Source organism: Curtobacterium sp. ABR8 (genome assembly GCF_057812125.1).
Genome location: NZ_CM173818.1, coordinates 117,586 through 143,268, shown reverse-complemented (window position 1 = coordinate 143,268; position 25,683 = coordinate 117,586). Strand labels below are relative to the sequence as shown.

The 25,683-nt window shown below is 71.9% G+C and carries 29 protein-coding genes; 10 read left to right on the top strand and 19 right to left on the bottom strand.

What is annotated here, in order from left to right:
• Positions 1-12 precede the first annotated feature (12 nt).
• Both ACXKZB_RS00680 and ACXKZB_RS00675 read left to right on the top strand, forming a co-directional pair.
• Positions 13-798, top strand: a complete 786-nt coding sequence (locus ACXKZB_RS00680; RefSeq protein ID WP_488824293.1) for an ABC transporter ATP-binding protein — start codon at positions 13-15, stop codon at positions 796-798.
• A gap of 166 nt (positions 799-964) precedes the next feature.
• The gene (locus tag ACXKZB_RS00675) at positions 965-1,543 is read left to right on the top strand and encodes a hypothetical protein (protein ID WP_488824292.1); all 579 of its coding nucleotides are present in this window, start codon (positions 965-967) and stop codon (positions 1,541-1,543) included.
• 226 nt (positions 1,544-1,769) lie between these two features.
• Here ACXKZB_RS00675 and ACXKZB_RS00670 read toward each other — a convergent pair whose 3' ends face one another.
• From ACXKZB_RS00670 to hemE, 12 genes are all read right to left on the bottom strand, one after another.
• Positions 1,770-2,234 carry a DIP1984 family protein gene (locus tag ACXKZB_RS00670; protein WP_123311092.1) on the bottom strand — a complete coding sequence of 155 codons (465 nt, stop codon included), beginning with the start codon at positions 2,232-2,234 and terminating at the stop codon, positions 1,770-1,772.
• An 8-nt stretch (positions 2,235-2,242) separates the two neighbouring features.
• Positions 2,243-3,568, bottom strand: a complete 1,326-nt coding sequence (hemL, locus tag ACXKZB_RS00665; protein WP_123311094.1) for a glutamate-1-semialdehyde 2,1-aminomutase — start codon at positions 3,566-3,568, stop codon at positions 2,243-2,245.
• Positions 3,565-4,620 carry a porphobilinogen synthase gene (gene hemB / locus ACXKZB_RS00660; protein WP_260232956.1) on the bottom strand — a complete coding sequence of 352 codons (1,056 nt, stop codon included), beginning with the start codon at positions 4,618-4,620 and terminating at the stop codon, positions 3,565-3,567. Before hemB ends, hemL begins: the two co-directional genes overlap by 4 nt.
• Positions 4,617-5,300 (bottom strand): uroporphyrinogen-III synthase, encoded by a 684-nt coding sequence (locus ACXKZB_RS00655; protein WP_488824291.1) that lies wholly within the window; start codon positions 5,298-5,300, stop codon positions 4,617-4,619. The genes hemB and ACXKZB_RS00655 overlap by 4 nt, the downstream gene beginning before the upstream one ends.
• Before the next feature lie 68 nt (positions 5,301-5,368).
• Positions 5,369-6,328 (bottom strand): hydroxymethylbilane synthase, encoded by a 960-nt coding sequence (gene hemC, locus ACXKZB_RS00650; RefSeq protein WP_222659088.1) that lies wholly within the window; start codon positions 6,326-6,328, stop codon positions 5,369-5,371.
• Entirely contained in the window at positions 6,325-7,560 is a 1,236-nt protein-coding gene (locus ACXKZB_RS00645; protein WP_488824290.1) for a ferrochelatase, read from the bottom strand. Before ACXKZB_RS00645 ends, hemC begins: the two co-directional genes overlap by 4 nt.
• Positions 7,557-8,300 carry a hydrogen peroxide-dependent heme synthase gene (gene hemQ / locus ACXKZB_RS00640; RefSeq protein WP_340196681.1) on the bottom strand — a complete coding sequence of 248 codons (744 nt, stop codon included), beginning with the start codon at positions 8,298-8,300 and terminating at the stop codon, positions 7,557-7,559. Before hemQ ends, ACXKZB_RS00645 begins: the two co-directional genes overlap by 4 nt.
• Positions 8,301-8,367: 67 nt before the next feature.
• Positions 8,368-8,598, bottom strand: a complete 231-nt coding sequence (locus tag ACXKZB_RS00635) for a DUF3618 domain-containing protein (protein ID WP_111083767.1) — start codon at positions 8,596-8,598, stop codon at positions 8,368-8,370.
• A gap of 32 nt (positions 8,599-8,630) precedes the next feature.
• Entirely contained in the window at positions 8,631-9,089 is a 459-nt protein-coding gene (locus ACXKZB_RS00630) for a phage holin family protein (protein ID WP_123311102.1), read from the bottom strand.
• Entirely contained in the window at positions 9,086-9,340 is a 255-nt protein-coding gene (locus ACXKZB_RS00625; protein WP_017887727.1) for a hypothetical protein, read from the bottom strand. Before ACXKZB_RS00625 ends, ACXKZB_RS00630 begins: the two co-directional genes overlap by 4 nt.
• Positions 9,341-9,440: 100 nt before the next feature.
• The gene (locus ACXKZB_RS00620) at positions 9,441-10,781 is read right to left on the bottom strand and encodes a protoporphyrinogen/coproporphyrinogen oxidase (protein ID WP_488824289.1); all 1,341 of its coding nucleotides are present in this window, start codon (positions 10,779-10,781) and stop codon (positions 9,441-9,443) included.
• Positions 10,778-11,911, bottom strand: coding sequence for a uroporphyrinogen decarboxylase (hemE, locus tag ACXKZB_RS00615; RefSeq protein WP_488824288.1), 1,134 nt, complete (start codon positions 11,909-11,911; stop codon positions 10,778-10,780). The genes ACXKZB_RS00620 and hemE overlap by 4 nt, the downstream gene beginning before the upstream one ends.
• A gap of 38 nt (positions 11,912-11,949) precedes the next feature.
• Between hemE and ACXKZB_RS00610 the strand changes: the two genes are divergently transcribed.
• Both ACXKZB_RS00610 and ACXKZB_RS00605 read left to right on the top strand, forming a co-directional pair.
• Positions 11,950-13,272: a glutamyl-tRNA reductase gene (locus ACXKZB_RS00610; protein ID WP_488824287.1), complete on the top strand. Its 1,323-nt coding sequence runs from the start codon at positions 11,950-11,952 to the stop codon at positions 13,270-13,272.
• Complete coding sequence (locus ACXKZB_RS00605; protein ID WP_488825938.1) at positions 13,269-13,706, top strand: NUDIX hydrolase; 438 nt, start codon at positions 13,269-13,271, stop codon at positions 13,704-13,706. Before ACXKZB_RS00610 ends, ACXKZB_RS00605 begins: the two co-directional genes overlap by 4 nt.
• 3 nt (positions 13,707-13,709) lie before the next feature.
• Here ACXKZB_RS00605 and ACXKZB_RS00600 read toward each other — a convergent pair whose 3' ends face one another.
• Positions 13,710-13,985, bottom strand: a complete 276-nt coding sequence (locus tag ACXKZB_RS00600; RefSeq protein ID WP_488824286.1) for a hypothetical protein — start codon at positions 13,983-13,985, stop codon at positions 13,710-13,712.
• Between the two features lie 99 nt (positions 13,986-14,084).
• Between ACXKZB_RS00600 and ACXKZB_RS00595 the strand changes: the two genes are divergently transcribed.
• On the top strand, positions 14,085-14,762 hold the full coding sequence (locus tag ACXKZB_RS00595; protein WP_488824285.1) for a DUF4232 domain-containing protein: 678 nt from the start codon (positions 14,085-14,087) through the stop codon (positions 14,760-14,762).
• 151 nt (positions 14,763-14,913) lie between these two features.
• Complete coding sequence (locus ACXKZB_RS00590; RefSeq protein WP_488824284.1) at positions 14,914-15,333, top strand: GNAT family N-acetyltransferase; 420 nt, start codon at positions 14,914-14,916, stop codon at positions 15,331-15,333.
• Between the two features lie 42 nt (positions 15,334-15,375).
• On the opposite strand, the gene ACXKZB_RS00585 is transcribed toward ACXKZB_RS00590, so the two are convergent.
• Together ACXKZB_RS00585 and ACXKZB_RS00580 are read right to left on the bottom strand one after the other, a co-directional pair.
• Positions 15,376-16,314, bottom strand: coding sequence for a serine hydrolase (locus ACXKZB_RS00585; protein WP_340196669.1), 939 nt, complete (start codon positions 16,312-16,314; stop codon positions 15,376-15,378).
• A complete protein-coding gene (locus tag ACXKZB_RS00580) occupies positions 16,314-18,278 on the bottom strand; it encodes a M13 family metallopeptidase (RefSeq protein WP_488824283.1) in 1,965 nt (654 codons plus the stop codon). The genes ACXKZB_RS00585 and ACXKZB_RS00580 overlap by 1 nt, the downstream gene beginning before the upstream one ends.
• A gap of 81 nt (positions 18,279-18,359) precedes the next feature.
• Between ACXKZB_RS00580 and ACXKZB_RS00575 the strand changes: the two genes are divergently transcribed.
• The gene (locus ACXKZB_RS00575; protein ID WP_488824282.1) at positions 18,360-19,697 is read left to right on the top strand and encodes a uracil-xanthine permease family protein; all 1,338 of its coding nucleotides are present in this window, start codon (positions 18,360-18,362) and stop codon (positions 19,695-19,697) included.
• Positions 19,698-19,839: 142 nt separating this feature from the next.
• Positions 19,840-20,286: a hypothetical protein gene (locus tag ACXKZB_RS00570; protein WP_488824281.1), complete on the top strand. Its 447-nt coding sequence runs from the start codon at positions 19,840-19,842 to the stop codon at positions 20,284-20,286.
• A gap of 296 nt (positions 20,287-20,582) precedes the next feature.
• On the opposite strand, the gene ACXKZB_RS00565 is transcribed toward ACXKZB_RS00570, so the two are convergent.
• Entirely contained in the window at positions 20,583-20,840 is a 258-nt protein-coding gene (locus tag ACXKZB_RS00565; protein ID WP_488824280.1) for a hypothetical protein, read from the bottom strand.
• A gap of 176 nt (positions 20,841-21,016) precedes the next feature.
• On the opposite strand from ACXKZB_RS00565, the gene ACXKZB_RS00560 reads away from it, so the two are divergent.
• Positions 21,017-22,327, top strand: a complete 1,311-nt coding sequence (locus ACXKZB_RS00560; protein WP_488825937.1) for an MATE family efflux transporter — start codon at positions 21,017-21,019, stop codon at positions 22,325-22,327.
• A 68-nt stretch (positions 22,328-22,395) separates the two neighbouring features.
• Entirely contained in the window at positions 22,396-23,565 is a 1,170-nt protein-coding gene (locus tag ACXKZB_RS00555; RefSeq protein ID WP_488824279.1) for a lipopolysaccharide biosynthesis protein, read from the top strand.
• A 240-nt stretch (positions 23,566-23,805) separates the two neighbouring features.
• Here the strand turns inward: ACXKZB_RS00555 and ACXKZB_RS00550 are convergent, their stop codons facing one another.
• From ACXKZB_RS00550 to ACXKZB_RS00540, 3 genes are all read right to left on the bottom strand, one after another.
• Positions 23,806-24,396, bottom strand: a complete 591-nt coding sequence (locus ACXKZB_RS00550) for a TetR/AcrR family transcriptional regulator (protein ID WP_488824278.1) — start codon at positions 24,394-24,396, stop codon at positions 23,806-23,808.
• A 9-nt stretch (positions 24,397-24,405) separates the two neighbouring features.
• Positions 24,406-24,954, bottom strand: a complete 549-nt coding sequence (locus ACXKZB_RS00545) for a hypothetical protein (RefSeq protein WP_488824277.1) — start codon at positions 24,952-24,954, stop codon at positions 24,406-24,408.
• 84 nt (positions 24,955-25,038) lie between these two features.
• Positions 25,039-25,632, bottom strand: coding sequence for a CGNR zinc finger domain-containing protein (locus ACXKZB_RS00540; RefSeq protein ID WP_488824276.1), 594 nt, complete (start codon positions 25,630-25,632; stop codon positions 25,039-25,041).
• Between the last annotated feature and the right edge of the window lie 51 nt (positions 25,633-25,683).

Genomic DNA, 25,683 nt, shown 5'->3' with positions numbered 1-25,683 from the left:
CAGGATGGACGGGTGACCGACGTCCTGATCAACGCCACCGGTGTCCGCGTGACCCGGTCCGGGCGCGACCTGCTGCACGACGTCGACCTGACGGTCCGGCGCGGTGAGCACTGGGCGCTCCTCGGGCCGAACGGCGCCGGCAAGTCCACGCTGCTCGCGGTCCTCGGCGCGACGGGCCACCCCACCGCCGGCACGGTCGAGGTGCTCGGTCGACGCCTGGGACGGGTCGACGTCCGGGAGCTCCGCGAGCACATCGGGCACGTCGATCCCCGGCACCGGATGCTCTCGCCGCTCACCGTGCTCGAGACCGTGTTGACCGGGCTGACCGGCACGACCGACCTCATGGTGCGGTGGGAGCCCACGGCGGCCCAGGTCGCGGCAGCCGAGCAGCACGTCGCCGACGTCGGGCTCACCGCACGGCGGGACGCCCGCTGGCCCGTGCTGTCCCAGGGCGAGCGGGGCCGCACCCTCATCGCGCGCGCACTGATGTCGGAGCCGCAGTTGCTGCTGCTCGACGAGCCGGCGACCGGCCTCGACGTCGCAGCGCGGGAGCACCTGCTCGAGACCGTCGACGCGCTGCGGCACCGGCACCCCGAGCTCGGCAGCGTCATGGTCACGCACCACCTCGAGGACCTGCCGGCGTCGACCTCGCACGCGATGCTGCTCCGCGACGGCGCCGTGGTCGCGCGGGGCACCGCGGACGAGGTCATCACGTCGTCGGCGGTGTCGCACGCCTTCGACTTCCCGCTCGCGATCCTCCGGTCCGAGGGCCGCTGGGCAGCACGGCGTTCCGCCTGACGGCGTTCCGCCTGACGGCGCGGAGCCGGCGCGGGGGACGGACAGCCGCGCTGCGCCGCTCCTGCCCGTGCTTGAATGGTCGCTCAGGTGTCCGCGGCCCGTGTCGGGGAGGGACCCGACGCCGGACGACGGTGTCAGGCCGCGCACTGCAACGAGGGGGAACACCATGACGACCACACCGCCGCCCTACCCGGGGTCCGAGCCGCAGCCGAACGCCGACCAGCAACAGCCCGGCCAGCAGCCCTGGGCGCAGCAGCAGCCCGGCCAGCAGCCGTACGCGCAGCCCGCTCCCGCCGGCGCTCCGTACGCGCCGCCGCCCAAGCAGTCCCGCGGCAAGCGCGTCCTCATCTCACTGCTCGGCGTCGTCGTCGCCGTGGTCGTCGCGATCCTGGTCCGCCAGGCGCTGACCGCCGCGTTCAGTGACTCGACGGAGGAGAAGGTCTCGAAGGCCGTCGTGCAGATCCGCGAGCAGAGCGACCTGCCGAAGCAGGTCGACTCCGTGACGACGTGGACTGGTGTCGAAGCCGAGGGCAACGCCATCCACTACGACTACACGGTGTCGTCCAGCGTCGACCCGGCCTCGATCACCGAGAGCGCCATCCGCGATTCGGTCGGCCCGACGCTCTGCTCGAACAGCGACACCAAGGAACTCCTCGACGAGGACGTCGACATGCGGTACACCTACGCGTTCGACGGCTCCTCGAAGACACTCGACACGACGTTCACCAAGTCCGACTGCTCCTGAGTCGTCGAGGGTGGGGGCGGTGCTGTCCCCTGTCCCGCCCTCGACGGTCCGGTCGGTACGCGGTTGTGCGTGGTGCGGTGTGCACCGTACCTGGTGCGCCGTACTGGGCTGCGATGTGCACGGCTCTCGCCATGGCGCTGCCCACTGCGCCGACAGGGACCGGGTTGCCCGCCGGTCATCGGGTCCGTACCCGCCCCGGTCCGTCTACCGACGCACCGCCCGCTGCTCAGTCGACCAGGGTGACCTCCCAGTTGGTGCGCTGGACGACGGCGTCGAGCTCGCGGATCTCCTTCGCCAGTGCGTCGGCCCGCGACCGGAGCTCGGCGGTCGGCAGCGCGGCGAACGTCCGCAGTTCGCTGCGGAGCTGGCGGTAGCCGCCGGTGGCGCCGGCCGTGGCGTCCGCCGCCCCGGTGACGAGCGCGTGCCGCAACCGCAGGGCATCGCGGCGGGCGAGCAGCGCGGTCACGGTCTGCCCGGACGCGACGGTGGTGCTGGCGTTCGTCGCGTTGATGCGGGCGAGCAGGACCTCGAGCGCGTCGATCGACCGCTCCGCCTCGGCGAGGAGCTCGCGGGCGTCCTCATCGGGTTCCTCGCCCTCTTGGTAGCGGGCGTTCGCGGCGATGCGGCCGCGCAGCTGTTCGATGCGCTTCTGCAGGTCGGCGCGCTCGATGAGGGCCTCGGCGAGTTGCATGTGGCCAGTCAACCAGCCGCCGCGGCCTTCGCCGCTGCGGGCAGGGCGTCGAGGATCCGCCCGACCGCTCGTTCGTCGTGGGCGGCCGTGACGAACCACGCCTCGAACACGCTCGGCGGCAGGGTCACCCCGGCGTCGAGCATCGCGTGGAAGAACGGCGCGTACCGGAACACGTCCTGCGCCCGCACGTCGTCGTAGTTCCGCGGCGCGGTGTCGGTGAAGGCGAACGAGAACAGGTTGCCGGCGCGCTGCACGGTGTGGGCGACGCCCTCCGCCGACAGGGCGTCCGACGTCGCCGCGGAGATGACCGATGCCGTGCGGTTCAACGACTCGTACACGGACGGCGTCGCGGCCCGGAGGGTGGCGATGCCGGCGGCGACCGCGAGCGGGTTGCCGGACAGGGTGCCCGCTTGGTACACGGGGCCGAGCGGGGCGAGGAAGTCCATCACCTCGCGGCGACCACCGAGCGCGGCCAGGGGCATGCCACCGCCGATGACCTTGCCGAACGTGATCAGGTCGGGCTTCCACCCGGCGCCGTCGGGGACGACCTTCGACGCCTCGAGGCCCCACCATCCGGCGGACCCGACGCGGAACCCGGTCAGAACCTCGTCGACGATGAGCAGCGCCCCGTGCGACTGCGTGATCTGCGCGAGCGCCCGGTTGAAGCCGCGTTCGGGGGCGAGCACGCCCATGTTCGCCGCGGCCGACTCGACGATCACGGCGGCGATGCGCTCGGAGTGCTCGTCGAAGGCACGGCGGACCGCGTCGAGGTCGTTGTAGGGCAGCACGAGCGTCTGCGCGGCGGTCTCGGCCGTGATGCCCGCGCTGCCCGGCATCGCCAGGGTGGCGACGCCCGAGCCAGCCTCGGCCAGCAGGGAGTCGGAGTGCCCGTGGTAGTGCCCGGCGAACTTCACGAGCAGGTCGCGGCCGGTGTAGCCACGGGCCAACCGGATCGCCGTCATCGTGGCCTCGGTGCCGGTGGACACCATGCGGAGCTTCTCGATGGGGCCGTCGCCGTCGACCGACACCCGCTGCTTCACGAGCTCGGCCAGCTCGGTCTCGCCCGGGGTCGAGGCGCCGAACGACAGCCCTCGTGCGGCGGCCTGCTGCACGGCCTCGACGGTGCCCGGGTGCGCGTGGCCCAGGATCGCCGGCCCCCACGACGCGACGAGGTCGACGTACTCGCGCCCCTCGGCGTCGGTGACGTAGGCGCCCTTCGCCGACACGAGGAAGCGCGGGGTGCCACCGACCGAACCGTAGGCACGGACGGGCGAGTTCACGCCGCCGGGGATCGCGTTCTTCGCGCGGCCGAACAGCTGGTCGTTCGTGGTCATTCGGGGGCCTTCCCGGTCGAGGCGATGCCGGCGACTGCGGCGGTGGTACCGGAGGTCCGGAGGCCGGCCTCCTGGTTGAGCTTCCGTGCGATGTCGACGGCGAAGTAGGTCAGGATCGCGTCGGCGCCGGCCCGCTTGATGCCGACCAGCGACTCCATCGCTGCGGCGTCGCGGTCGATCCAGCCGTTCTGCGCGGCTGCCGTGATCATCGCGTACTCGCCGGAGATCTGGTAGGCCCACACCGGCACGGGCGAGGTGGCGGCCGTCTCGGCGAGCACGTCGAGGTAGCTCATCGCGGGCTTCACCATCACGACGTCGGCGCCCTCGTCGACGTCGAGCGCGACCTCGCGCAGGCCCTGACGACCGTTGGCGGCGTCGATCTGGTACGTCCGTCGGTCGCCGACGAGCGACGACGACACGGCCTCGCGGAAGGGGCCGTAGAAGGCGGAGGCGTACTTGGCCGCGTACGCCAGCAGTGCGGTGCCGGTGTGTCCGGCGACGTCGAGCGCGTCGCGGGCGGCGGCGATCTGGCCGTCCATCATCCCGCTCAGGCACACCAGTTCGGCACCGGCCTCGGCCTGCGCGACCGCCATGTCGCGGTAGCGCAGCAGGGTCGCGTCGTTGTCGACGGAGCCGTCGGTCGCCAGCACACCGCAGTGCCCGTGGTCGGTGAACTCGTCGAGGCACAGGTCGGACTGGACGACCAGGTCGTCACCGACCTCTTCCTTCGCCACGCGGATGGCGACGTTGAGGATGCCGTCGGGGTCCGTCGCGCCGGACCCGGTCGCGTCCTTCGTGGTGGGCACACCGAACAGGTTCACGCCGCCGATGCCCTGGCCCGCGGCCTCGACGAGTGCTCGCCGGAACGAGTCGAGCGAGTGCTGCTGGACGCCCGGCATGCTCGAGATGTCGACGGCGTCGGTCGCGCCCTCGCGGATGAACATCGGCAGCACGAGCTCGGCTGGGTGCAGCCGGGTCTCGGCGACGAGGCGTCGCATCGCGGGGGTGGCGCGGAGTCGACGGGGGCGGACCTGGGGGAAACGGCCGGTCACGGGTGGCCTTCCTGTTCGGGGACGGTGGGGTTCAGGGCTTCGACGACGGCGTCGAGCAGTGCTTCTGCGGACCGGGTGGGTCCGACGACGTGGACCGGCAGTCCGGCCGCGCGCGCGTCGGCGGCGGTTCCGGGGCCGATGCAGGCCACGAGGGTGCGGGGGTCGAGCGGGGTCATCCGGCGGGCGATCTCGCGGGCGACGCTGCCGCTCGTCACGAGCACCGCGTCGGGCACCGCGTCGAGGGTGATCGGCTCGTCACCGGTCCCCACGGTACGGTACGCGACCACGTCGTCCACGTCGATGCCGCGGGCCCGCAGCCCGTCGACGAGCGTGGGCGCAGCGATCTCGGAGCGGGGGAAGAGCACGGTGCCGTCGGTGTCCGGCAGGGCCGCGACGAGCCCGGCGGCCGAGGCCTGGTCCGGCACGAGGTCGACGACCCAGCCCGCAGCACGTGCGGCACGGGCGGTCGGCTCCCCGACCGTCGCCACCCGCACCCCGGACGGGAGGCCCGTCATGCGTTCCGCGAGCACCGTGACGGCCGTCGCACTGGTCACCACGACCCACGCGTACCCGGCCATGCGCGCGACCGCACGGTCGAGGGGAGCGACGTCGAGCGGTGGCTCGGTCGTGATGAGGGGGACGACCCGCGGATCGAGCCCGCGCTGCCGGGCCGACGCCACGACACGCTCGCCCCACGCGCCACCCCGGGGGATGACGACGACGGGAGCGGGCGTGTCCGTGGCTGGCTCTACTTCACCGAGTCGGCGAGGTCCGCCAGGTCACCGGCACCGTTCTCGAGCAGCTCTGCGGCAACGCGGCCACCGACCTCGAGCGCTTCGGCCAGACGGTCCTGCGCGGATCCCTCGAGAACGGCCGCGTGCGACGCCGTGCGGTACTCGCTGCCGTCGGGGCTGTAGACGGTGGCGGAGACGAGGAGCAGCTCGGCGTCCACGACCGCGGTCGCACCGATCGGGGCGGAGCAGCCGGCCTCGAGCTTCGCCAGGACCTCGCGCTCGGCCGTCACCGTCAGGCGGGTCGGGGCGTGCTCGATCTTCCGGAGCGCGGCGAGGAGGTTCGTGTCGGCTTCGTCGGCACGGGTCTCGATCGCCAGCGCGCCCTGACCCGGAGCACTCGGCCAGAAGCCGAGGTCGAGCAGTTCGGTGGCGGCCGACAGTCGGTCGATGCGACCGAGCCCGGCGGCCGCGAGCACGACGGCGTCGAGGTCGTCGTCCACGCGACCCAGGCGCGTGTCGATGTTGCCGCGGATGTCGATGACGTCCAGGTCGGGGCGCTTCGCCTTGAGCTGTGCGACACGACGCGGGGAGCCCGTGCCGACCTTCGCCCCCTCGGGCAGGCTCTCGACCGTGGCGCCGTTGCGGGCGACCAGGACGTCACGGGCGTCCGCGCGCTTCGGGACGGCGGCGATCGTCAGGCCCGGGTACGGCGCCGTCGGCAGGTCCTTGAGCGAGTGCACGAGGACGTCGACCTCGCCGGCGACCAGGGCCTCGCGCAGGGCGCTGGCGAAGACGCCGGTGCCCCCGAGCGACGCGAGCGAGGCGCGGTTCGTGTCGCCCTCACTCGTGACGGTGACGAGCTCGACCGGGCGGCCGGCCGCCGCTGCCAGGCGGTCGGCGACGTCCTGCGACTGCGCGACCGCGAGCCGACTGGCGCGCGTGCCGAGCCGGATCGGGGTCGGTCCGTCGGTCACGGCGCGACGCCGGCGGCGGCGGGCTTGAAGCCGGCGCGGACGTTCTCGCAGCAGCCCGGGCGGCAGACGTCGTACCAGGGGCCGATGTCGGTCAGGTGCGGACGCTCGCTGGTCGGGGTGCCGTTGACGCGCTCGAGCACCAGGTCGACCAGGCCGGACACGTAGGCCGGGTCGATGCCGGGGGTCTGCGTACGGAGCGACCAGAAGCCGAGTTCTCCGGCGGTCTCGGTGGCTTCCTCGTCGAGGTCCCACATGACCTCCATGTGGTCGCTGACGAAGCCGAGTGGGACGATCAGCACGGCCCGCGTCGAGCCGCCCTTGAGGTCCTCGTTCATGTAGTCGTTGATGTCGGGCTCGAGCCACGGCTGCGTCGGGGGGCCGGAGCGCGACTGGTAGACGAGCTTCCACGCCGGCTTCGACGTGCCCTGCAGGTGCGCGTGCTCGGGCTGCTCGAGCAGCTCCGTCCACGCCTGGTCGAGGACGACCTGCGCCACGGCGAGGTGCTGCGCCTCGTAGGCGCCGTGCTCGTCGAAGCCGCGGTAGTCCGGGCCGGACTTCGCGGCGTCGGTCGACGGGATCGAGTGGGTCGAGAACAGCACGTGCAGCTCGGTGGCGACGTCGAGCCCGTCGTTCTCGGCGATGGCACGGGCCATGCCGTCCCGGACACCGTCGACGAAGGGCCGGACGAAGCCGGGGTGGTCGAAGAACTGCCGGATCTTGTCGATCTCGATGGTGCCGAGCAGTCCGGTCTCGTCCAGGACGCGCGCGTAGTCCTCGCGGTACTGGCGGCAGCTGGAGAACGACGAGTAGGCGCTCGTCGCGATGGCGATGAGCTTGTTGTAGCCCTTGTCGGCTGCCTCGGTGAAGGCGCCTTCCAGGTAGGGCTCCCAGTTGCGGTTGCCCCAGAGCACGGGCATGTCGATGCCGCGCGACGCCAGCTCGGCCTCGAGCGCGGCCTTCAGCGCGCGGTTCTGCGCGTTGATCGGGCTCACGCCACCGAAGTGCCGGTAGTGGTGGGCGACCTCTTCGAGCCGCTCGTCCGGGATGCCCCGGCCGCGGGTGACGTTGCGCAGGAACGGGATGACGTCGTCCTGGCCCTCGGGCCCACCGAAGCCGGCGAGCAGGATCGCGTCGTAGGCGGTCGGGACCTCGACGTGCTCCGGTCCGGACGCCGCCGCGGGGGTGGCGGCGAGGACGGGCTGGCCGTTCGTGATCATGCTGGTGTCGGTCATGACAGCACCTCCGGGAGTTCGGCGGTCGTCACGCGACGACCCGTGAAGAAGGGGACCTCTTCGCGCACGTGCAGGCGCGCCTCGGTGGCCCGCAGGTCGCGCATCAGGTCGACGAGGTCGACGAGCTCGGGGCTCTCGAGCGGCAGGATCCACTCGTAGTCGCTCAGGGCGAAGGTCGCGATGGTGTTCGTGAGGACGCGGCGGTACTTCGCGCCGGCGATCCCGTGGTCGCGGAGCATCTTCGAGCGCTCGTCCTCGGGCAGCAGGTACCACTCGAAGGAGCGGACGAACGGGTACACCGTGATCCACGCCTCGGGGTCCTTGCCGCGCAGGAAGGCGGGGGTGTGCCGCTTGTTGAACTCGGCCTCGCGGTGCATCGCCATCACGTGCCAGACCGGCTCGGCGTCCTGGAAGAGCCCGGTGCGACGGATCTCGCGCAGCACCGCCTGGATGGCCTGCGCGTCGTCGCCGTGCAGCCAGATCATGACGTCGGCGTCGGCGCGGAACCCGGAGACGTCGTAGAAGCCCCGGGTCGTCACGCCACGCTCGGCGGCGGACGCGATCACGGCGTCCAGCTCGGCGACGGCGTCGTCACCGACTCGGTGCACGGGTCCGAGCGGACGGCGGAAGACGGCCCACAGCGCGTAGGCCGTCATCAGGTTGGGATCGATCCCGGTGGCGGGGTCGGTCTCGTGCGGGGAATGCGCGGGCGCGGTGTTCGTGGGCGCGTCGGAACTCATGGATCCTTGTCCTATCGGTTGCCAGGGTCGTGGCCGCCCCGCACCCGGTGGACCGCGCTCGGGCGGTCTACCGCCGTCGGAGCACCATCACGACGATACCCCCGACCACCGCTACTCCGGCTGCGAGCCCGGCCAGGTACGGGACCGGCTTCTCGTCGATCCCGCGCTTGACCTTCGACGCCGCGATGCCGATCTGCTTCGGGACGTTGAGCTTGTCCTCGATCGCGTCGAGGGTGTCGAACAGCTGGGCGCGGGTCGCGGCGACGCGGTCTGCGAGATCGTCGTGCGGATCGGTCACGGTTCCTCCGTCGGTGGTGCGGCTGTCGGGGCTCAGAACCGGCCGCCGACGTCCGGCTTGCGGCTGCCGTACTGGCTGGGCGGGGTGGGCTTCTTGCCCATCCCCTTCACCGCGTTGATGTCGTTCTTGACGCTGTCGATCGTGCGCTTCGGCGTGATCGGCAGGCCCTTCTTGAGGCGCTTCCACCCGATCCACCCGAGGATGGCGGCGATGATCAGCATCACCACGGCGATCACGATCGCTGCGAGCCAGGCCGGCATCACGGTCGCCAGGCCCATCACGGCGGCGGTCAGGAAGACGCCGATCGCGTAGAGCACGATGACGAGCGCACCGACCAGCAGACCCGCGGCCAGTCCGAAGATCTTGGCCTTGGTGAGCATCTCGGCCTTGAGCAGGTCGATCTCACCCTTGACCAGGCCCTTGACGAGCTTCGGGACGTCGCCCACCAGACCGAACAGCGAACGCGACTTGCGGTCGCGGGTGTCGGTCATGAGGTGGTGGTGTCCTTCTTCTGGCCGACCTTGCGGACGGCCTTCTTCGTCGTCTCACCGATGAACTCGGCGACGTCCGGGGTCTTGTCGGCGATGAAGTCCTCAGCGACGTGCACGCCCTTCTGGACGCCGTTGCTGTTCCAGACCTTGCCGCTGACGGTCTTGATCTGCTCGTACCGCGCCCGTCCGGCTCGCGATCCCAGGACGTACCCGAGTGCGGCGCCGGCGACGAACAGGAGCTTTCCGCGCATGTGCGATTCCTCCGTTGGTTCAGTGTGCGGTGGTCATGCGCCGAACGGAATACGTCCGACGGTCTCACCAACAGTAGCCCCCGGGTGGTCTGCGGTCCGCTCAGGAACCCAGGATCTGTCCAGCGGCGGTCCGCGCGGCCCCGATGATGCCGGCCAGACCCCGGCCGGTGGCCACCTCGCCGACGCCGACGACACCCGCTGCGAGACCGGCGGCGGTCAGGTCCGGACCGTGCCAGCGGACGCGTGCGGCGCCCGCGACGTGCGTCGCCGTCAGGGGGACGCCGAGCAGCGTGGCCGCGTCGTGCAGCGCCCGGGTCCCGACCGGTCCGTCCGGGTCGACCGGGAGGCTCGTGGCCGCGTCGTCGGGTCCCGTCGCGCCGTGCACGCTGGTCGCGTCGGCCGGCATCGCGTAGCTGAGGCGCAGCACGTGGCGCCCGGCGGCCGCCTCGGCGAGCCAGGGCCACTTCACCGTCGCGTGCGTCAGGGCCTTCGCCGCCACGGCGTGGGCATCGGGGTGCACGAGCATCCCGGTCCCGCGTGGAGCCGCGTCGAGCTCGGGTTGGTCGACGACGAGCGTGACGAGCTCGATGCCGGTGCGGTCCGGCGCCGCGGTGCGCTCGGGGTCGGGCACCGACGACAGGGTGTGCTGCGCGGGCAGGCGCTCGACCGTGCCGTCGGCGGAGACGACCTCGACCGCGTGTGCCTCGATCCGCGTCGCCCGGGTGTGCAGCCGGACGTCGACGCCGTAGGTCTCCGTGTCGGCGACGAGTTCGTCCACGAGCCGGACGATCCCGCCGCGGATCCCCTGCACCGGGGTGCCGGCGGCAGCGCGGGCCCGGAGCGCCAGGACCGCGCGGGCGAGCGAGCCCTCGCGGAGCAGCGCCGCGCGGAGACCGGGAGCCACCCGCTCCGGGTCGAGCTGGTCGGGGTGGGTGGAGTGCACCCCGCCGGCGATCGGGACGACCAGGTCGTCGAGGACCCGCTCCCCCATGCGCCGCCGGACGAGCTCGCCCAGGGACTCCGCCTTGGCGCCGACCGGTCCGGGCAGCAGCGAGTCCATCTGCGCGCGGAGCCCGCCCTTCTGCCCGACGACGGCGAGGACGTCGGCGGCCATCGGGGTGCTCGGGATGCCGAGGAGCCCGGTCGCGGGGATGGGCGACGTCCGACCGTCGCGGGTCATCAGCCAGGCGCCGCGCGGGTCCGGGGCGACGACGTCGTTGCCGAGGCCGAGCTCGATCGCCAGGCGGCCGACGGCGTCGGTGCGGGTCGCGAACGAGTCCGCCGCCATGTCGAGGTCGAGACCGCCCACCGTGTGCCGGCGGATCATGCCGCCCAGCACCCCGGACGACTCGATGAGGACGACGTCCGCGCCGCCCTTCGCCAGGTCGCGGGCGGTGACGAGTCCGGCGATCCCGCCGCCGACCACGACGACGTCGGTCACGCTGCGGCTCCGGCTGTCCCGTCGGTGCCGTCCGTGCCGTCGCCCAGGGAGTGCACGAGCTCCACGACACGTGTCAGCACCGTCGGGTCGGTCTCCGGCGGCACCCCGTGGCCGAGGTTCACGACGTGGGCGCGGGCGGCACCACCGCGGCGGACGACCTCGCGCACGTGGGCCTCGAGGACCTCCCACGGGGCCGAGAGCATCGCCGGGTCGATGTTGCCCTGCACGCTCACGCCGGTACCGACCCGGCGCACGGCCTCGTCGAGCGGGAGCCGCCAGTCGACCCCGACCGCGTCGACGCCGACCGTGTCGGTGCCGAGCGTGGTCATGTCGGCCAGGACCTCGCCGCTGCCGACGCCGAAGTGGATGCGCGGCACACCCAGGTCGGTCACGTGGGAGAGCGCCTGCGCCGAGTGCGGTGCGACGGACCGGACGTAGTCGGCGCGCGACAGGGAGCCGACCCACGAGTCGAAGAGCTGCGCGGCCGAGGCCCCGGCGAGCACCTGGGCCCGCAGGAACGCCCCCGACACCTCCGCCGCCCAGGCCAGCAGCCGCGACCAGGTCTCCGGCTCGGCGTGCATGAGGGTGCGGGCGCGGATGTGGTCCTTCGAGGGACCGCCCTCGACCAGGTACGCGGCGAGCGTGAAGGGCGCACCGGCGAACCCGATCAGCGGGGTGTCCCCGAGCTGCTCGACGGTGCGGACGACCGCCTGCCGGATGGGTTCGAGGGCGGCCGGGTCGAGCGGCTCCAGCGCGTCGACGTCGGCCGCGGTGCGGATCGGGGACCCGAGCACGGGGCCGCGTCCGGGGACGATCTCGACGTCCACGCCCGCGAGCTTGATCGGGACGACGATGTCGCTGAAGAAGATGCCGGCGTCGACTCCGTGCCGGCGGACAGGCTGCAGCGTGATCTCCGACGCCATCTCGGGGTCGAGGCACGCGTCGAGCATGGCCGTGCCCACCCGGAGCTCGCGGTACTCGGGCAACGACCGGCCGGCCTGCCGCATGAACCACACCGGCAGGGTCTCCGGACGGTCACCCCGCAGGGCCCGCACCAGGCGGGAACCACTCGTCCGCCCTGATGCCAGGGGGTGGGAGTCGGGGAGGGATGTGGTCGTCGCGTCGGTCACCGGATGATTGTCCCATCGAGCGCGTTACCATTGGCTACGTGCTCATCTGTCTCACGGCGTCGCATCGCAACGCCAGCTTCGACCTCTTGGAGCGACTGAGCATCGCTGCCCCGGCCGCAGCAGGCCACCTCGTGACGGATTCCGACGTCCTGGACGGTGCAGTGGTGCTGGCCACGTGCAACCGTTTCGAGGCGTACCTCGACATCGCCGGCGACGACCGCGACTCCGCCGTCGCCGCCACCGTGCAGGCCGTGGCGGCCGCGAGCGACCTGGACGCCACCGAACTGCGTGATTCGGTCAGTGTGCTCGGCGGCAAGGACGTCGTGCAGCACCTGTTCGCCGTGTCGAGCGGGCTCGAGTCCGTCGTCGTCGGCGAGACCGAGATCTCCGGCCAGGTCCGCCGCTCGCTCGAGGACGCCCGGAGCAACGGCACCACCACCTCGGACCTCGAGCGGCTGTTCCAGGAAGCCGCCCACACCTCGCGCGGCGTGAAGACCCGCACCCGGATCGGTGCCGCCGGTCGGTCGCTCGTCCGCCTCGGCCTGCAGCTCGCCTCGTCGCGCGTCACCGACTGGGCGCACACCCGGGTGTTGCTCATCGGCACCGGCAGCTACGCGGCCACCACCATCGCGGCCCTGCGCGACCGCGGCGCCGTGCACATCCAGGTGTTCTCGCCATCGGGCCGCGCCGCCTGGTTCGCCGCGAAGCACGACCTCGTCGCCGCCCGTGACCTGCGTCACGCGATCGGTACCAGCGACGTCGTGATCACCTGCACGTCGAGCGAGGTACCGGTCGTCGCGCCGGCCGACCTCGACGACGGCATCCGCCGCATCATCATCGACCTCGGACTCCCCCGCAACGTCGACCCGGCCGCCGCCGGTGTGGACGGCGTCGAGCTGCTCGACCTCGAGACCATCAGCCTGCACGCCCCGATCTCCGAGCTGAACGCCGAGTCCGAGGCCCGCGCGATGGTCGACGACGCCGTGTCCCGCTTCCGGGCGCAGGCGCTCGAGCAGTCGACCACCCCGGCCCTCGTCGCCTTCCGCAAGCACGTGTTCGACATCCTCGACGACGAGATCGACCGCGCCAAGCGCCGCGGCGACGCCGACGGCGAGTCCGCCGAGCACACCGAGCGGGCGCTCCGGCACCTGGTCGGCGTCCTGCTGCACCGCCCCTCCGTCCGGGCCCGTGAGCTCGGGCGCGCCGGTCGTGGCGAAGAGTTCGTGGGGGCCATCGACGCCCTGTTCGGCGTGCGGCCCGAGCCCGAGGCGGAGCTGCCGGCGCCCGTCGTCCCGCTCGCCGACCGCACCGCCCTGGACCCGACCGTCTCGACGCGCGACGACCAGGCGGACGCGAGCTGAGCCTCCAGACAGGCTCGCAACCCCCCACGCTGCGTGTCAGTGCACTCCTGCTGATCCGTGACCGGCGTGTGCTGATGGTGCGCGCGCGAGCGCGCGACGTGCTCTACCTGCCCGGCGGCAAGGCCGAGCCGCACGAGACCGACGTCGACGCCGTCATCCGAGAAGCCCACGAGGAGACCGGGTTGCGGGTCACCGCCGACGACGTCGACCCGTTCGGCGTCGTCCTCGAACCCGCACACGGGCAGGCGCCCGGCACCATGGTAGCGATGACCCTGTTCCTGGTCCGACCGGGAGGCCCGTTGGACTCCGCCACGCCCGTCGCCTCGGCAGAGGTCGACGAGGTCGAGTGGGTCACCTCGGCGGACGCCGGTCGCTGCCCGCCGGCGGGCGTGGAGACGCTCCGCCGCCTGGTGGCGGCGGAGCGCATCGACTAGTCGTCAGGCCTGGTCCGTGTCGACGTAGTGGCCGGTCTCGCCGTCCTGCGTCGGTTCGGCCTCGCCTGGGATGTCCGAGTCGACGTACTCACCGTCGGGGCCGCTCGAATCCGGACGGGCCTCGCCCGGGATGTCGCTCGCGACGAACTCGCCGACCGGCTCCGTCGTCGTGACGTGCTCCTCGCCGGGGATGTCGCTGTCCGTGAACGCGCCTGCGTGGGTCTCGACCCCGTCCGCGCGACCCTCATCGCCACGTGCCTGTTCGTGCTTGCCCGTCATGTCCGACCTCCGCTGCTCGGGTTCCTGCCTCCGGAGTGTGCTCGCGGACCCTGGATGCCGACCGAACCTGGATCTCCCGGTGGTGGTTGCCTGTGCACCATGCAACGCAGCAGCCGATCGAAGTTCCTGCTCGCCGTCACCGGGCTCGTCGCAGTCGGGGCGCTGGCGGGTTGTGCCTCCGGCGGGGAACCCTCCGCCACCGAGACGGTCACGGCGCCCGCGCCGTCGCCGTCCGCGTCCTCGTCCTCGTCGTCGTCCTCCGCGACACCGTCGTCCGGCGCCTCGGCGTCAGCCGGTACCGGGTCGGACGGCTCCGGGTCGGACTCTGCGGCCAGCAGCAGGTGCGCCGCGTCGTCGCTCGCCGCCAGCATCGAGCCGGGCAGCGGAGGAGCAGCCGGCAGCGTCATCGTGCACCTCGCACTGCGGAACACCGGTTCGACGACCTGCACGCTGCAGGGCTGGCCGGGCGTCTCGTTCGTCGGCGGCGGCAACGGCACCCAGATCGGTGCCGCGGCGACCCAGGAGAAGAGCTCACCGCACCCGACCGTGACCCTGGCCGCCGGGCAGACCGCCGTGGCGCCGCTCAAGATCGTCCAGGCCGGGAACTACTCGAAGGCGGACTGCTCGCCGAAGACCCCGGACGGGTTCCGCGTGTACCCGCCCGGATCGAAGCAGTCGCTGTTCGTGAAGAACGCCGACTACCAGGCGTGTGCGTCCGCCGATGCGTCGCTGCTGTCCGTGCAGGCGCTCGTGCCGGAGGGGCAGGCGACGTCGTAGCGGGCGCGGCGGGGGGCCGCGCAGCGGGGTGGGCGCGCAGCGGGGGTGGGCGCGCACAACCGAAGTGTCTTCGAACCGCGTGATCGCACGGTTCCGGGCGACTTTGGTTGTGCGGCCGCGTCTCGCGCCCTGACTCGGGCACCATGGAGCCGTGACGTTCACGATCAGGGACGAACGACCCGGTACGGACGAGCTCGTGGCGCTGTACGACGCCGTCGGGTGGACCGCCTACACGAGCGATCCGGCAGCCCTCGCCGCCGCGGTCGCGGGGTCGCACGCCGTGGTGACCGCCCGTGACGACGACGGGCAGCTGCTCGGTCTGCTGCGGACGATCTCGGACGGCCAGACCATCGTGTACGTCCAGGACGTGCTCGTCGTGCCGTCGGCGCATCGTTCCGGCGTCGGCGGCGCACTGCTCGACGCGGTCCTGCATCGGTACTCCCACGTCCGGCAGACCGTCCTGCTGACCGACGCCGAACCGGGCCAGCGTGCGTTCTACGAGTCGCGCGGGTTCGTCGAGGTGCACGACGTCGAGCCGCAGCCGCTGCGGTCGTTCGTCCTGCTCCGCTGAGCGGAACGACACCGCACCGACGCTGGACCGCACCCGCCGGGGTCAGCGGCGGGCGGGGGCGTGCACGGCCTCGAGCACCTCGGTACCCATGGTGCGCAGCGCCTCGATGACCGCGAGACGCCGCTGCAACGAGGCGTCGTCGAACGTCACCGTCACGGCGTAGCTGACCGACGAGCCCGGACCGCGGAGGATCCCGGCCTCGGCGCGGACGCCCGTGCTCGACCCGGTGACCGCGACGACCTGCAACCCGTGGTCGAGCGCACGGTGCGCCAGGGGGTCGAGGCCGAACGAGCCGGCGACCAGGTTCAGGTCGCTCGCCAGTGACAGCCACCCGAGCACCCGGTTCGAGACCGCTTCGTCCACGACCTCACCGAGCGCCAGCCCGCGCATCACCCACGCGAGCTCGCCCGTCGGGGCGACGGAGGCGTCCGGGGCGTCGTCGGGGCCACGACGGTCGCGCACCCGGTCGATCAGCGCGGTCCGCTCGATGCCGAGCGACTCCGCACGCTCTCGGACTGCGTCGATGCCGACCGTCGACAGCAGCGCGTTCATCGCCCACGTGTCTCCGGTGGCGCCGACCAGGGTCGCCAGGTCGGGCACCTGCATCGTCGGCTCCTGCAGGAACTGCCACAGGCCGGCACCGGTCGCGGTGTCCCGCGCCATGCGCTGCAGACGGTCGCCGTGCAGACGGCCGTCCTCGAGCTGCGCCGCGACCTCGATCAGCAGCAGCACGCGCCCGAGGCTCGCGACGGGCTGCACCAGGGTGTCGTCGACCGCGAGCAGGGCCTTGCCCGAGGACGTGTCGATCACCGAGGCACTGACCCCGGCGCCGTCGAGGGCGAGCGCACCGAGGGCCTCGACCGTGGCGCCGAAGCGGTCGTCCGTCCGACCGCTGTGCCGACCGCGGGCCCGACCGCCACCACCTGAGCGGTCCCCCGGCCGCCGACGGCGTGACGACCGAGCCGCGTCGGGCTCCACCATCACCAGATCGCGACGCGCTCGGCGGGGTCGAGGTACATCGCGTCCTGCTCGGTCACGCCGAACGTGTCGTACCAGACGTCGATGTTGCGGACGACCTGGTTGCAGCGGAACTCGTTCGGCGAGTGCGGGTCGATCGACAGCAGGCGCGCGGCTTCCTCCGGACGGATCGCCATCTGCCACGCCTGCGCCCAGCTCAGGAAGAACCGTTCGGCACCGGTCAGGCCGTCGACGACCGGGGGCTCCTGGCCGTCGAGCGACAGCAGGTACGCCTTCCACGCGATCGACAGGCCACCGAGGTCGCCGATGTTCTCACCGATCGTCAGGGCACCGTTGACATGGCCGTCCGGGACCTCGGTCGGGACGAGTGCGTCGTACTGCGCGATGAGGGCCTTCGTGCGCTCTTCGAACGCCGTGCGGTCGGCCTCGGTCCACCAGTTCTCGAGCTTGCCGTCCCCGTCGTACTGCGAGCCCTGGTCGTCGAAGCCGTGGCCGATCTCGTGACCGATGACGGCACCGATCGCGCCGTAGTTGGCGGCGGCGTCGCGGTCGGCGTCGAAGAACGGGAACTGCAGGATCGCCGCGGGGAACACGATCTCGTTGAAGCCCGGGTTGTAGTACGCGTTGATCGTCTGCGGCGTCATGAACCACTCGTCGCGGTCGATCGGCTTGCCGATCTTGCCGAGCTCGCGGTCGACCTGGAACGAGGCCACGGCGCGGACGTTCGCCACCAGGTCGTCGGCCGTCACGGGCAGCGCCGAGTAGTCGCGCCACTTGACCGGGTACCCGATCTTCGGCGTGAACTTGTCGAGCTTGTCGAGGGCACGTGCACGGGTCTCGTCGGTCATCCAGTCCAGCGCCGTGATGCTCTGGCGGTACGCCTCGACCAGGTTGGCGACGAGGTCGTCCATCTTCGCCTTCGAGGACTCGTCGAAGTGCTCCTGCACGTAGATCCGCCCGACCGCCTCACCCATCGCGCCCTCGACCAGGGAGACGCCACGCTTCCAACGCTCGCGCTGCTTCGGCGCACCGGTGAGTGCGGTGCCGTAGAACGAGAAGTTCGTGGCCGAGAACGCGCTCGTCAGGTACGCGGCCGAGCCGCGGATGACCTGCCAGCGCAGCCAGTCCTTCCAGACCTCGAGCGGCTGGTCGCGCAGGAGCTCGGCCAGGCCCGTGATGAACGACGGCTCGCGCACCACGACGGTCTCGAACGCACCGGCCGGCGCGTCGATGGCCTGCCACCACGTCTGCAGGTCGATGCCCTCGGCGAGCGCCGCGACCTCCGCCCAGGGCAGCTTGTTGTAGGTCTTCTGGCTGTCGCGCGTGGTGACGTTGTCCCAGTGCTTCGACGCCAGGGCGGTCTCGAGCGCGATGACGTGCTCGGTGCGGTCGCCGCCGTCCTCGAACCCGGCGAGCGGGAACATCGCCGCGACGAACTCGCGGTACTTCGTGCGGATGTCGGCGAAGCGCTCTTCGCGGTAGTAGGACTCGTCGGGCAGCCCGAGACCGGACTGCTCGAGGAACACGACGTAGGACTCGGGGTCGCCCGGGTCGTTGTCGACGAAGAGCTGCAGGAAGCTCGGCAGGCCGAGACGCTCGAAGCGCCCGACGGTGGCGATGAGCTCGGGCACGGACTCGATGGCCGTGATCTCGGCGAGTAGCGGCTCGATCGGCGCCGTGGCGAGCTCCTCGAGTCGGGCTTCGTCGGTGAAGGAGGAGAAGAGGTCACCGACCTTGCGTTCCTCGGTGCCGGGTGCGGCCTGCTGCGAGCGCTCGATGATCTCGCGGACGGCGAGTTCGGCGGCCTCGGCCAGCACCGTGAAGGAGCCGTAGCGGGCCTTGTCGTCGGGGATCGGCGTCTCGGCGATCCAGGTGCCGTTCACGTGGCGGTACAGGTCGTCCTGGGGGCGCACCGCGGGGTCGAGTTCGTCAGTGTGGATGCCGGAGGCACGTGCGACGTCGGTCATGCGGTCCACGATAGCCACCGACGCCATGCAGCAGGTCGGTGTGCGTCGTCACCTGTGGACGGCTGCCGGTACGGTCATCGCATGGGACTTCCGTGGAAGCTGCACGGCGACGGCAAGACCGTCTCCGCGACGACGATCGTGGCACCGGACGAGCGACTCACCTGGGGCCGGACGATCGGTCTCGGCGTGCAGCACGTCGTCGCGATGTTCGGTGCCACCTTCCTGGTGCCGCTGCTGACGGGCTTCCCGCCGTCGACGACCCTGCTGTTCAGCGGCATCGGCACGATCCTGTTCCTGCTCATCACGGGCAACCGCCTGCCGAGCTACCTCGGGTCGTCGTTCGCGTTCATCGCGCCGATCGGTGCCGCGACGAAGATCGGCGGCATCCCGCTCGCCCTGTCCGGCATCATCGTCGTCGGTGCGCTGCTCGCGATCGTCGGGCTCGTCGTGCACCTGGCCGGCGCCGGATGGATCGACCGGCTGATGCCACCGGTGGTCTCGGGCGCGATCGTCGCCCTGATCGGCTTCAACCTGGCGCCGTCGGCCCGGAAGAACTTCACGGAAGCCCCGGTCATCGCGGTCATCACCCTCGCGACGATCATCCTGGTCACGGTCCTGTTCAGGGGCCTGATCGGCCGCCTGTCGATCGTCATCGGCGTGCTCGTCGGCTACGTCGCAGCGCTCATCGGCGGTCAGGTCGACTTCTCGAAGGTCGGCGACAAGCCGTGGATCGGTCTGCCGGACTTCACCGCTCCCGCGTTCGACCCGTCGCAGCTCCCGATCTACCTGGCGTTCGTGCCGGTCGTCCTGGCGCTCGTCGCCGAGAACGTCGGCCACGTGAAGGGCGTCGGACAGCTCACCGGCCGTGACCTCACGCCCCTCACCGGCCGGGCGCTCTTCGCCGACGGCGTCTCCACCGTGCTCGCCGGAGTCGGCGGCGGCTCGGCCACCACCACCTACGGCGAGAACATCGGCGTCATGGCCGCGACCCGCGTCTTCTCCACCGCCGCGTACTGGGTCGCCGCGATCGCCGCCGTCCTGCTCGGCCTCTCCCCGAAGATCGGCGCCGTCATCTCCTCGGTGCCGGCCGGCGTGCTCGGCGGTGCGACCACCGCCCTGTACGGCCTGATCGGTGTCATCGGCATCCGGATCTGGGTCGAGAACCGGGTCGACTTCTCGAAGCCGAAGAACCAGCTGACCGCCGGCATCGCCCTGATCATCGGCATCGCGGACTTCACGTTCGCGTTCGGGCAGGCGAGCTTCGGCGGCATCATCCTCGGCACGATCGCCGCGATCGTCGTCTACCACCTGATGGACCTGATCGGACGTGCCCGGGGCACCGACGAAGCACCGACCGAGGTCCCCGACGCGGCTCATGCGGCCACCGCCGCCGTGGCGGCGGAACCGCGCGCCGACTGACGCGCGTGGCCGGCAGGACACGGCCGGACGCCCGAGACGTGGGACCACCGGACTGGAGGCGCGGGGCGGCGCCGCCCCGGGCCTCCAGTCCGTCACGGCGCGGGTCGAGCGCGTCGTTCCGGACCTACGCGAGCGTCGCATCATGACCGCCTTCGTCCGCTACCAGAGCGCGGTGCCCAACCGACGCGGTCGCTTCCCCGGGGTCTTCGCGCTCGCCAACGGTCTGCGTGACACCGGTGTGCTCACCGACGCCGACCGGCGGTGGCTGACCGCCGCGAACCGGCGGGCCGACGGCCTGTACACGGATCCCTCGACCGTGCAGCCGGAGTGCTTCGACGAGGTGCGCAACCCGGGAGCACGGTCCTGGTTCCGGACGGACGCGACCGACCTGCTCGCGATGAGCGCCGCGTACCTCGACCTGCTCGATCGGTACGACGTCGCGTGGATGGAGCTCCGGACGGTCCACCCGGGACGGATCACCTACGAGGACGACGTCCAGATCGTGGCGGTGCCGCTCGCCTACCCAGTGGACTGGCCGTTCGCACCCAGTTCACCTCTCGAGACGCCCAGCGACGGCACGCCTCTCTGATAGACCCTCGTCTTCCCCGACGGCGAGCAGATCCAACTGCCGGAGCAACAGGGCGGCGGCGGCGCGTCGACCTCGGGGCCGGGCGACCACGACGCGTACCGGAACGTCGGCAACTGGGGACTCGTCGCGGCTCGGGCGGACGCAGACTGCTCGCACGTGCAGGAGTGGGGCAACCCGGAAGCCCTCCCACACGTGCACGAGGCGTTCGGGAGCGGATAGGCCTGTCCGCGACGCTGCCCGAGAGACGGGCGCGCAACTACGCCGCGGCGTGGACGAGGGTCTACGCCGCGTCCGGTTCACCCATCCGTCTCGGTCGCCGTTCCGGTGGGCGGGCGCTCGGCGTGGTCATTCCACATCGCCCGGCGACGCCGTACCGCCATGAGCGTCGCCTGCCAGCAGACGAGGTACCCGATGCTCACGAACGGCACGACCGCCCACTGCGGGGCACCGAGCCAGCCAACAAGACCCGCCAGGGCGACCACTCCGAGCATCGAGCCGACGAGGATCAGCGTCTGCACGTTGCGGAGACGACGTTCGCGTCTGCTCGGCTTCACCCGCCCCACGATAACGACCCCTGGTCGCGAAGGCGGGGACGGCCGGGCTGGAGGCCCGTGGCGGCGCCGCCACGGGCCTCGCGTCCGTCACGGGGTCGCGCTCACCCCGCCTGCCGACCACGACGGGTCGGCATCGCCGACAGAATGGGTCGGTGCACCGACCGACGCGACCCGCTGTGACCGCCGAGCGGCGCGCGGTCGACCGCGACATCGTGCGCTTGGCCGTGCCGGCACTCGGCGCACTCGTGGTTGAGCCGCTGTTCCTGCTGACCGACACCGCGCTCGTCGGGCACCTCGGGGCGACGCCGCTGGCGGCCGTCGGGCTCGCGAGTGCCGTGCTGTCGACCGTGACCGGGCTGCTGGTGTTCCTGGCGTACTCGACGACCCCGGCCGTGGCACGGGCGCTCGGTGGTGGCGACCGTCGCGGCGCCGTGCACGCGGGCATCGACGGGATGTGGCTCGCGCTCGTGCTGGGGGTGGTGCTGGCGCTCGTCGGGTGGCCGCTCGCCGGGCCGCTCGTCGACCTGTTCGGTGCGTCGCCCGAGGTCTCGGCGGCAGCGACCGCCTACCTGACGGTCTCGCTCATCGGGCTGCCCGGGATCCTGGTCGTCACCGCCTCGACCGGGCTGCTCCGTGGGCTGCAGGACACGAAGACCCCGCTCGTCGTCGCGACCGTCGGGTTCGTCGCGAACGGATTGCTCAACGCCGTCCTGATCTACGGCGCCGGCTGGGGCGTCGAGGGATCTGCCGCCGGCACCGTCATCGTGCAGTGGGCCATGGCGATCGTCTACGTCCGCATCGCCGTGCGGGCCGCTCGGTCGTCGGGGGCGCCGCTGCGGCCCGGCGCCTCGGGCGTCGCACGGGCACTGCGGTCTGGGGCATGGCTGTTCCTGCGGACCGCGTCGCTACGGATCGCGATGCTCGCGACCGTCGGAGCCGCCGCCGGGCTCGGGACCACCGGGCTGGCGACGACGCAGGTCGGGCTGACCGTGTTCTCCACACTGGCGTTCGCGCTCGACGCCCTGGCGATCGCCGGGCAGGCGCTCGTCGGGCACGGACTCGGCGGGCGTGACCCGGAGCGGGTGCGACTGGTGACGCGACGGCTCGTGCTGCTCGGGATCGCCGGTGGTGTGCTGCTCGGCGTGCTGACCGTGGCCGTGAGCGGGCTGCTCGGGCCGGTGTTCTCGGACTCGCAGGCGGTGCGGGATGCCCTGCCCGTCGTGCTGGTGCTCATCGCGGTCGGGATGCCCGTTGCCGGGTACGTCTTCGTGCTCGACGGGGTACTGATCGGGGCCGGCGATGCGCAGTACCTGGCGATCGCGGGCGGCGTGAACTTGATCGTGTACCTGCCGCTGCTGTGGTGGGCCGGCGGGACCCTCGCGGGGTTGTGGGCGGCCTTCGCCCTCGGGTACATCGGGGTCCGGGCGGTGACGCTCGGGGGGCGAGCGCACCGGCGCGGCTGGGTGGAACAGGCGCTGGCGCGGTGAGCAGGTCTGGTTCTCCTGGCGCGCCCTCTGCGCCGGTGGCTCCGTCGTCGTCTGTGGCGTCGTCGGCCGTGCTCGCCACGGTCGGCATCGGGGTGCAGGGTGTCGCGAAGCTGGTCGTGACCGTCGTCGTCGGTCGGGTGTTCGGCACCGAGACCCTCGGGCAGACCACCGCCCTGCTGTCCCTGTCGGTGTTCATCGCGCTGCTCTGGCCGAACGCCGCGGGCAACACCGCGTCGCGGTTCCTCGCGATCGCGTTGCGGGGTCGGCGGTCGGACGCCGCGGTGAACCGGTTGCTCGGGATCTCGATGTTGGTGTCGAGCGTGGTGCTCGCCGCGGTCACCGTGCCGATCGCGGTCGCCTGGGGCAACGGCCCCGGGATGGTGCTCGGTGGTGCCGCGGTCGTCGTCGGCTACGGCCTCTACTGCTACGCCCGCGGTGCGCAGCTCGGCTACGACCGGGCACCACGGGTCGCGCTGTGGGACTCCGTGACGAGCGTGCTGGCGCTCGGGTTGCTCGTGGTGGCGTGCGTCGCCCGCCTCGAGCCCTTCGTGCTGCTGCCGCTGGCCATCGGGTACACGGTGTTCGCGATCGCGTGCTGGCCGCGGGGGAACGCGCTCTCCGGCGAGTCGGAACCGACGGCCGGGGTGCTCGGGTTCGCGGCGTGGAACGTGCTGGCGGTGGTGACCTCGAACGGGTTGCTGCAGTTGACGATGATCTCGGCGCAGGTGACGTCGTCGGCGCACGACGCCGGTGTCTACGCGGCTGCCTTCACCCTGGCGACCCCGGCGTCGATGCTCGGGCAGGCGTTGGGTCAGGTGCTCGTGCCGGCGTTCGCGCACCGGACGGACGGTGGGTCGCTGCGGTCACGCGGGGCGCTGGTGCTCGTGGTCGGGTTCGCTGCTGCGTCCGCCGTCGTGTTCGGCCTGGTCGCGCTGCTCGCCGGGTGGTTCCTGCCGATCGTCTACCCCGCCGAGGGCACGGCTGCCGTCGCCGACCTGCGGTACCTGATGGTCGCGGTGTGGGTGTTCACCGTCGGGCTCGTGCCGGCGGCGTTGTTGCTCGCCGCTGGACGCTCACGGCAGGTCGCACTGGCCTCGGTCGCCGGGTTCGTCGTCGGAGCGGTGCTCATGGCGGTGCTCGGACCCGTCGCGGGGGTCGCTGGTGGGACGACGGGGTTCCTGGTGGGGAGCGCGGTGAACCTGGTCGCGGTGGTGGGCCTGGGGGTGTGGCGGCGCTGACGACCCTGCCCGTCCCGGAGAGATCGACCTCACTCGACGGGGTGGTCGGCCTCGTGCTGGAAGATGCCGTGCAGTTCGGTCATGGTGATGGGGTCTCCGGGCAGCGGTCGGCGGGCCCCATCAGCGCGCAGTCCGTCGAGCACGATACCGATCTGCCGGCCGATGATGCGACCAGCGTCGTCCGGGACCCGAACTCGAAGCGGGCGCCCTCACGCACGACGACACCACCGCGTCGACGCGTCAACGTGGGTCCCCGAGACCGTCGAGGTGGAGTCCGACGAGCGCCATGACCCGCTCGGGGGTGCGTGCCGCCGGTTCCCAGGTGTGCTCGACTGCGAGTCCGTCGACCAGGGCGTGGAGCCGATCGGTCTCGTCGGACGAGTCGCGTCCGGGGCCGAGCCCACCGGCCTCCGCCAGGACGTCGATGGCCCGTGCGCAGACCCGGCCGACGCCGGCGTTCAGGCGGCGCGCACTGCGGGCAAGGTGCTCGTCGGTTCGCGAGAGCACCCCGAGTTGCACCTGGGCGAGGATCTCCGTCGTGCGTTCGGCGTCCAGTGGGAGCACCTGCGCCAGGATGTCCAGGGAGCGTGCTCGGCCGGTCGAGTGCAACGCCGACAGTCGCGCAGTGACCCGTTCCTCGATGATCGTCAGGCAGTGCTCGCGGAGGGCGTCCTGCGTCGGGAACAGCCTTCGGAGCGAGGCTGCGGCAATCCCGGCCTCGTCGGCCACGTTGCGCACCGACAGTGCAGCCAGTCCGTCGCGCTCGAGGATGCGCAGGCAGGCCGCGGTGACGAGCGCGCCTCGCTCCTCGAGGTCGACACGGCGTGGCACGCACTCAGCCTACGGCCGGTCCGCGGGCGCTGCAGACGGCTTGCGCGGCCAGAGCGTGTAGCTGATCGCCCAGAGCACCTCGACGCCGAGGACCAGACCGAGCAGTGCGAACGTGCCCTGCAGTTCGGCCGTGCGCTCGGGGTCGGCGACGAGGGCGATGAGGCCACCGAGTATCCCCGCGGCGATCAGGACGGCGAGCCCGGTCCGCACGACGTCACCCCAGCACCGGACGGTGTAGCGCAGTCCGGACAGTCGTTCCGGGGCCGGACCGCCCGCGAACCGATGGGTGAACCGGACGTCCGCCCAGGCGATCATCCGGTGTCCGTACGCGACCGAGACTCCGATGTAGATCGCCGCGAGCCCGTGGTGCCACGACGCCGTCCCGCCGCCCAGCAGATCGATCGTGACGAGTACGAGCAGGACCGCGTCGACGACCGGCGCGGCGACGAGCATCGTGGTGCCGAGTCGCGGGCGGCGGAAGACGTACCGTGCGGTCAGGCCGCCCAGGATCGCGATCCAGAAAGCGATCTCGCAGACGACGATGGCGATGAGGGTCACAGGGAATCCGTCCGTTTGAGTACGGGTGTACTCAAACAGCATGTCAGACGCGCGGGCCGAGCGCATCGACCCCGCGCGTGCGCCTCAGTGCTTCTTCTTGGCTTGGTGCCGTGCGACGCGGTTGCGGTTCCCGCAGCCTGCGGCGGTGCACCAGACCCGGTTGTGTCGCGGGGAGGTGTCCAGGTACACCCAGCCACAGGCGTCGTCGCCGCACTGCCGCGCGGAGCCGAGGTCCGACGTCAGGAGGTCGTGCGCGGCGAAGGCGATGGCCGCACGCGGCCCCGAGAGATCAGAAGGGACGCGCCAGGACCACGTCGGCGCGCCTGCGTCCCGGTGCAGGGTCGATCGACCGAGTGCCGCGACGTGCTCGCGTGCGATCAGGTCCACCGCGGGAGTCGACGACTCGAAGACCGCCTCGTAGATCGCTTCGCGGAGCGCGATGACCGCCTGGAGTTCGGCCTCGGCCGAGTCCGGCGCCTGATGTGCAGCACGGTCGAGGCCCTCTGGGTCACGTCCCAGGACGCCCAGCTGCACACACCACGCCACGACGTCCTCGAACGCGGCGAGCGTGTCGATCGCACGGTCCTCGTCCAGACGCCAGTGCACGGTGTCGACGAGGTCGAACGCCGGGTGCCCACCCACCTCGGGGTACGGCGATCGAACGGCCGGCTTCGTCATCACGTCATCCTAATGCGCGATGGCCTCTTGCACCATTAGCGATGTCCTGCC

Coding starts and splice junctions, on each gene's coding strand:
- hemL (WP_123311094.1), bottom strand. CDS start 3,568: ATGACCACGAACGACCAGCTGTTCGGCCGCGCGAAGAACGCGATCCCC.
- hemQ (WP_340196681.1), bottom strand. CDS start 8,300: ATGAGTTCCGACGCGCCCACGAACACCGCGCCCGCGCATTCCCCGCAC.
- ACXKZB_RS00595 (WP_488824285.1), top strand. CDS start 14,085: ATGCAACGCAGCAGCCGATCGAAGTTCCTGCTCGCCGTCACCGGGCTC.
- ACXKZB_RS00645 (WP_488824290.1), bottom strand. CDS start 7,560: ATGACCGACACCAGCATGATCACGAACGGCCAGCCCGTCCTCGCCGCC.
- ACXKZB_RS00630 (WP_123311102.1), bottom strand. CDS start 9,089: ATGACCGACACCCGCGACCGCAAGTCGCGTTCGCTGTTCGGTCTGGTG.
- ACXKZB_RS00600 (WP_488824286.1), bottom strand. CDS start 13,985: ATGACGGGCAAGCACGAACAGGCACGTGGCGATGAGGGTCGCGCGGAC.
- ACXKZB_RS00570 (WP_488824281.1), top strand. CDS start 19,840: ATGACCGCCTTCGTCCGCTACCAGAGCGCGGTGCCCAACCGACGCGGT.
- ACXKZB_RS00585 (WP_340196669.1), bottom strand. CDS start 16,314: ATGGTGGAGCCCGACGCGGCTCGGTCGTCACGCCGTCGGCGGCCGGGG.
- ACXKZB_RS00625 (WP_017887727.1), bottom strand. CDS start 9,340: ATGCGCGGAAAGCTCCTGTTCGTCGCCGGCGCCGCACTCGGGTACGTC.
- ACXKZB_RS00540 (WP_488824276.1), bottom strand. CDS start 25,632: ATGACGAAGCCGGCCGTTCGATCGCCGTACCCCGAGGTGGGTGGGCAC.
- ACXKZB_RS00675 (WP_488824292.1), top strand. CDS start 965: ATGACGACCACACCGCCGCCCTACCCGGGGTCCGAGCCGCAGCCGAAC.
- ACXKZB_RS00575 (WP_488824282.1), top strand. CDS start 18,360: ATGGGACTTCCGTGGAAGCTGCACGGCGACGGCAAGACCGTCTCCGCG.
- ACXKZB_RS00670 (WP_123311092.1), bottom strand. CDS start 2,234: ATGCAACTCGCCGAGGCCCTCATCGAGCGCGCCGACCTGCAGAAGCGC.
- ACXKZB_RS00580 (WP_488824283.1), bottom strand. CDS start 18,278: ATGACCGACGTCGCACGTGCCTCCGGCATCCACACTGACGAACTCGAC.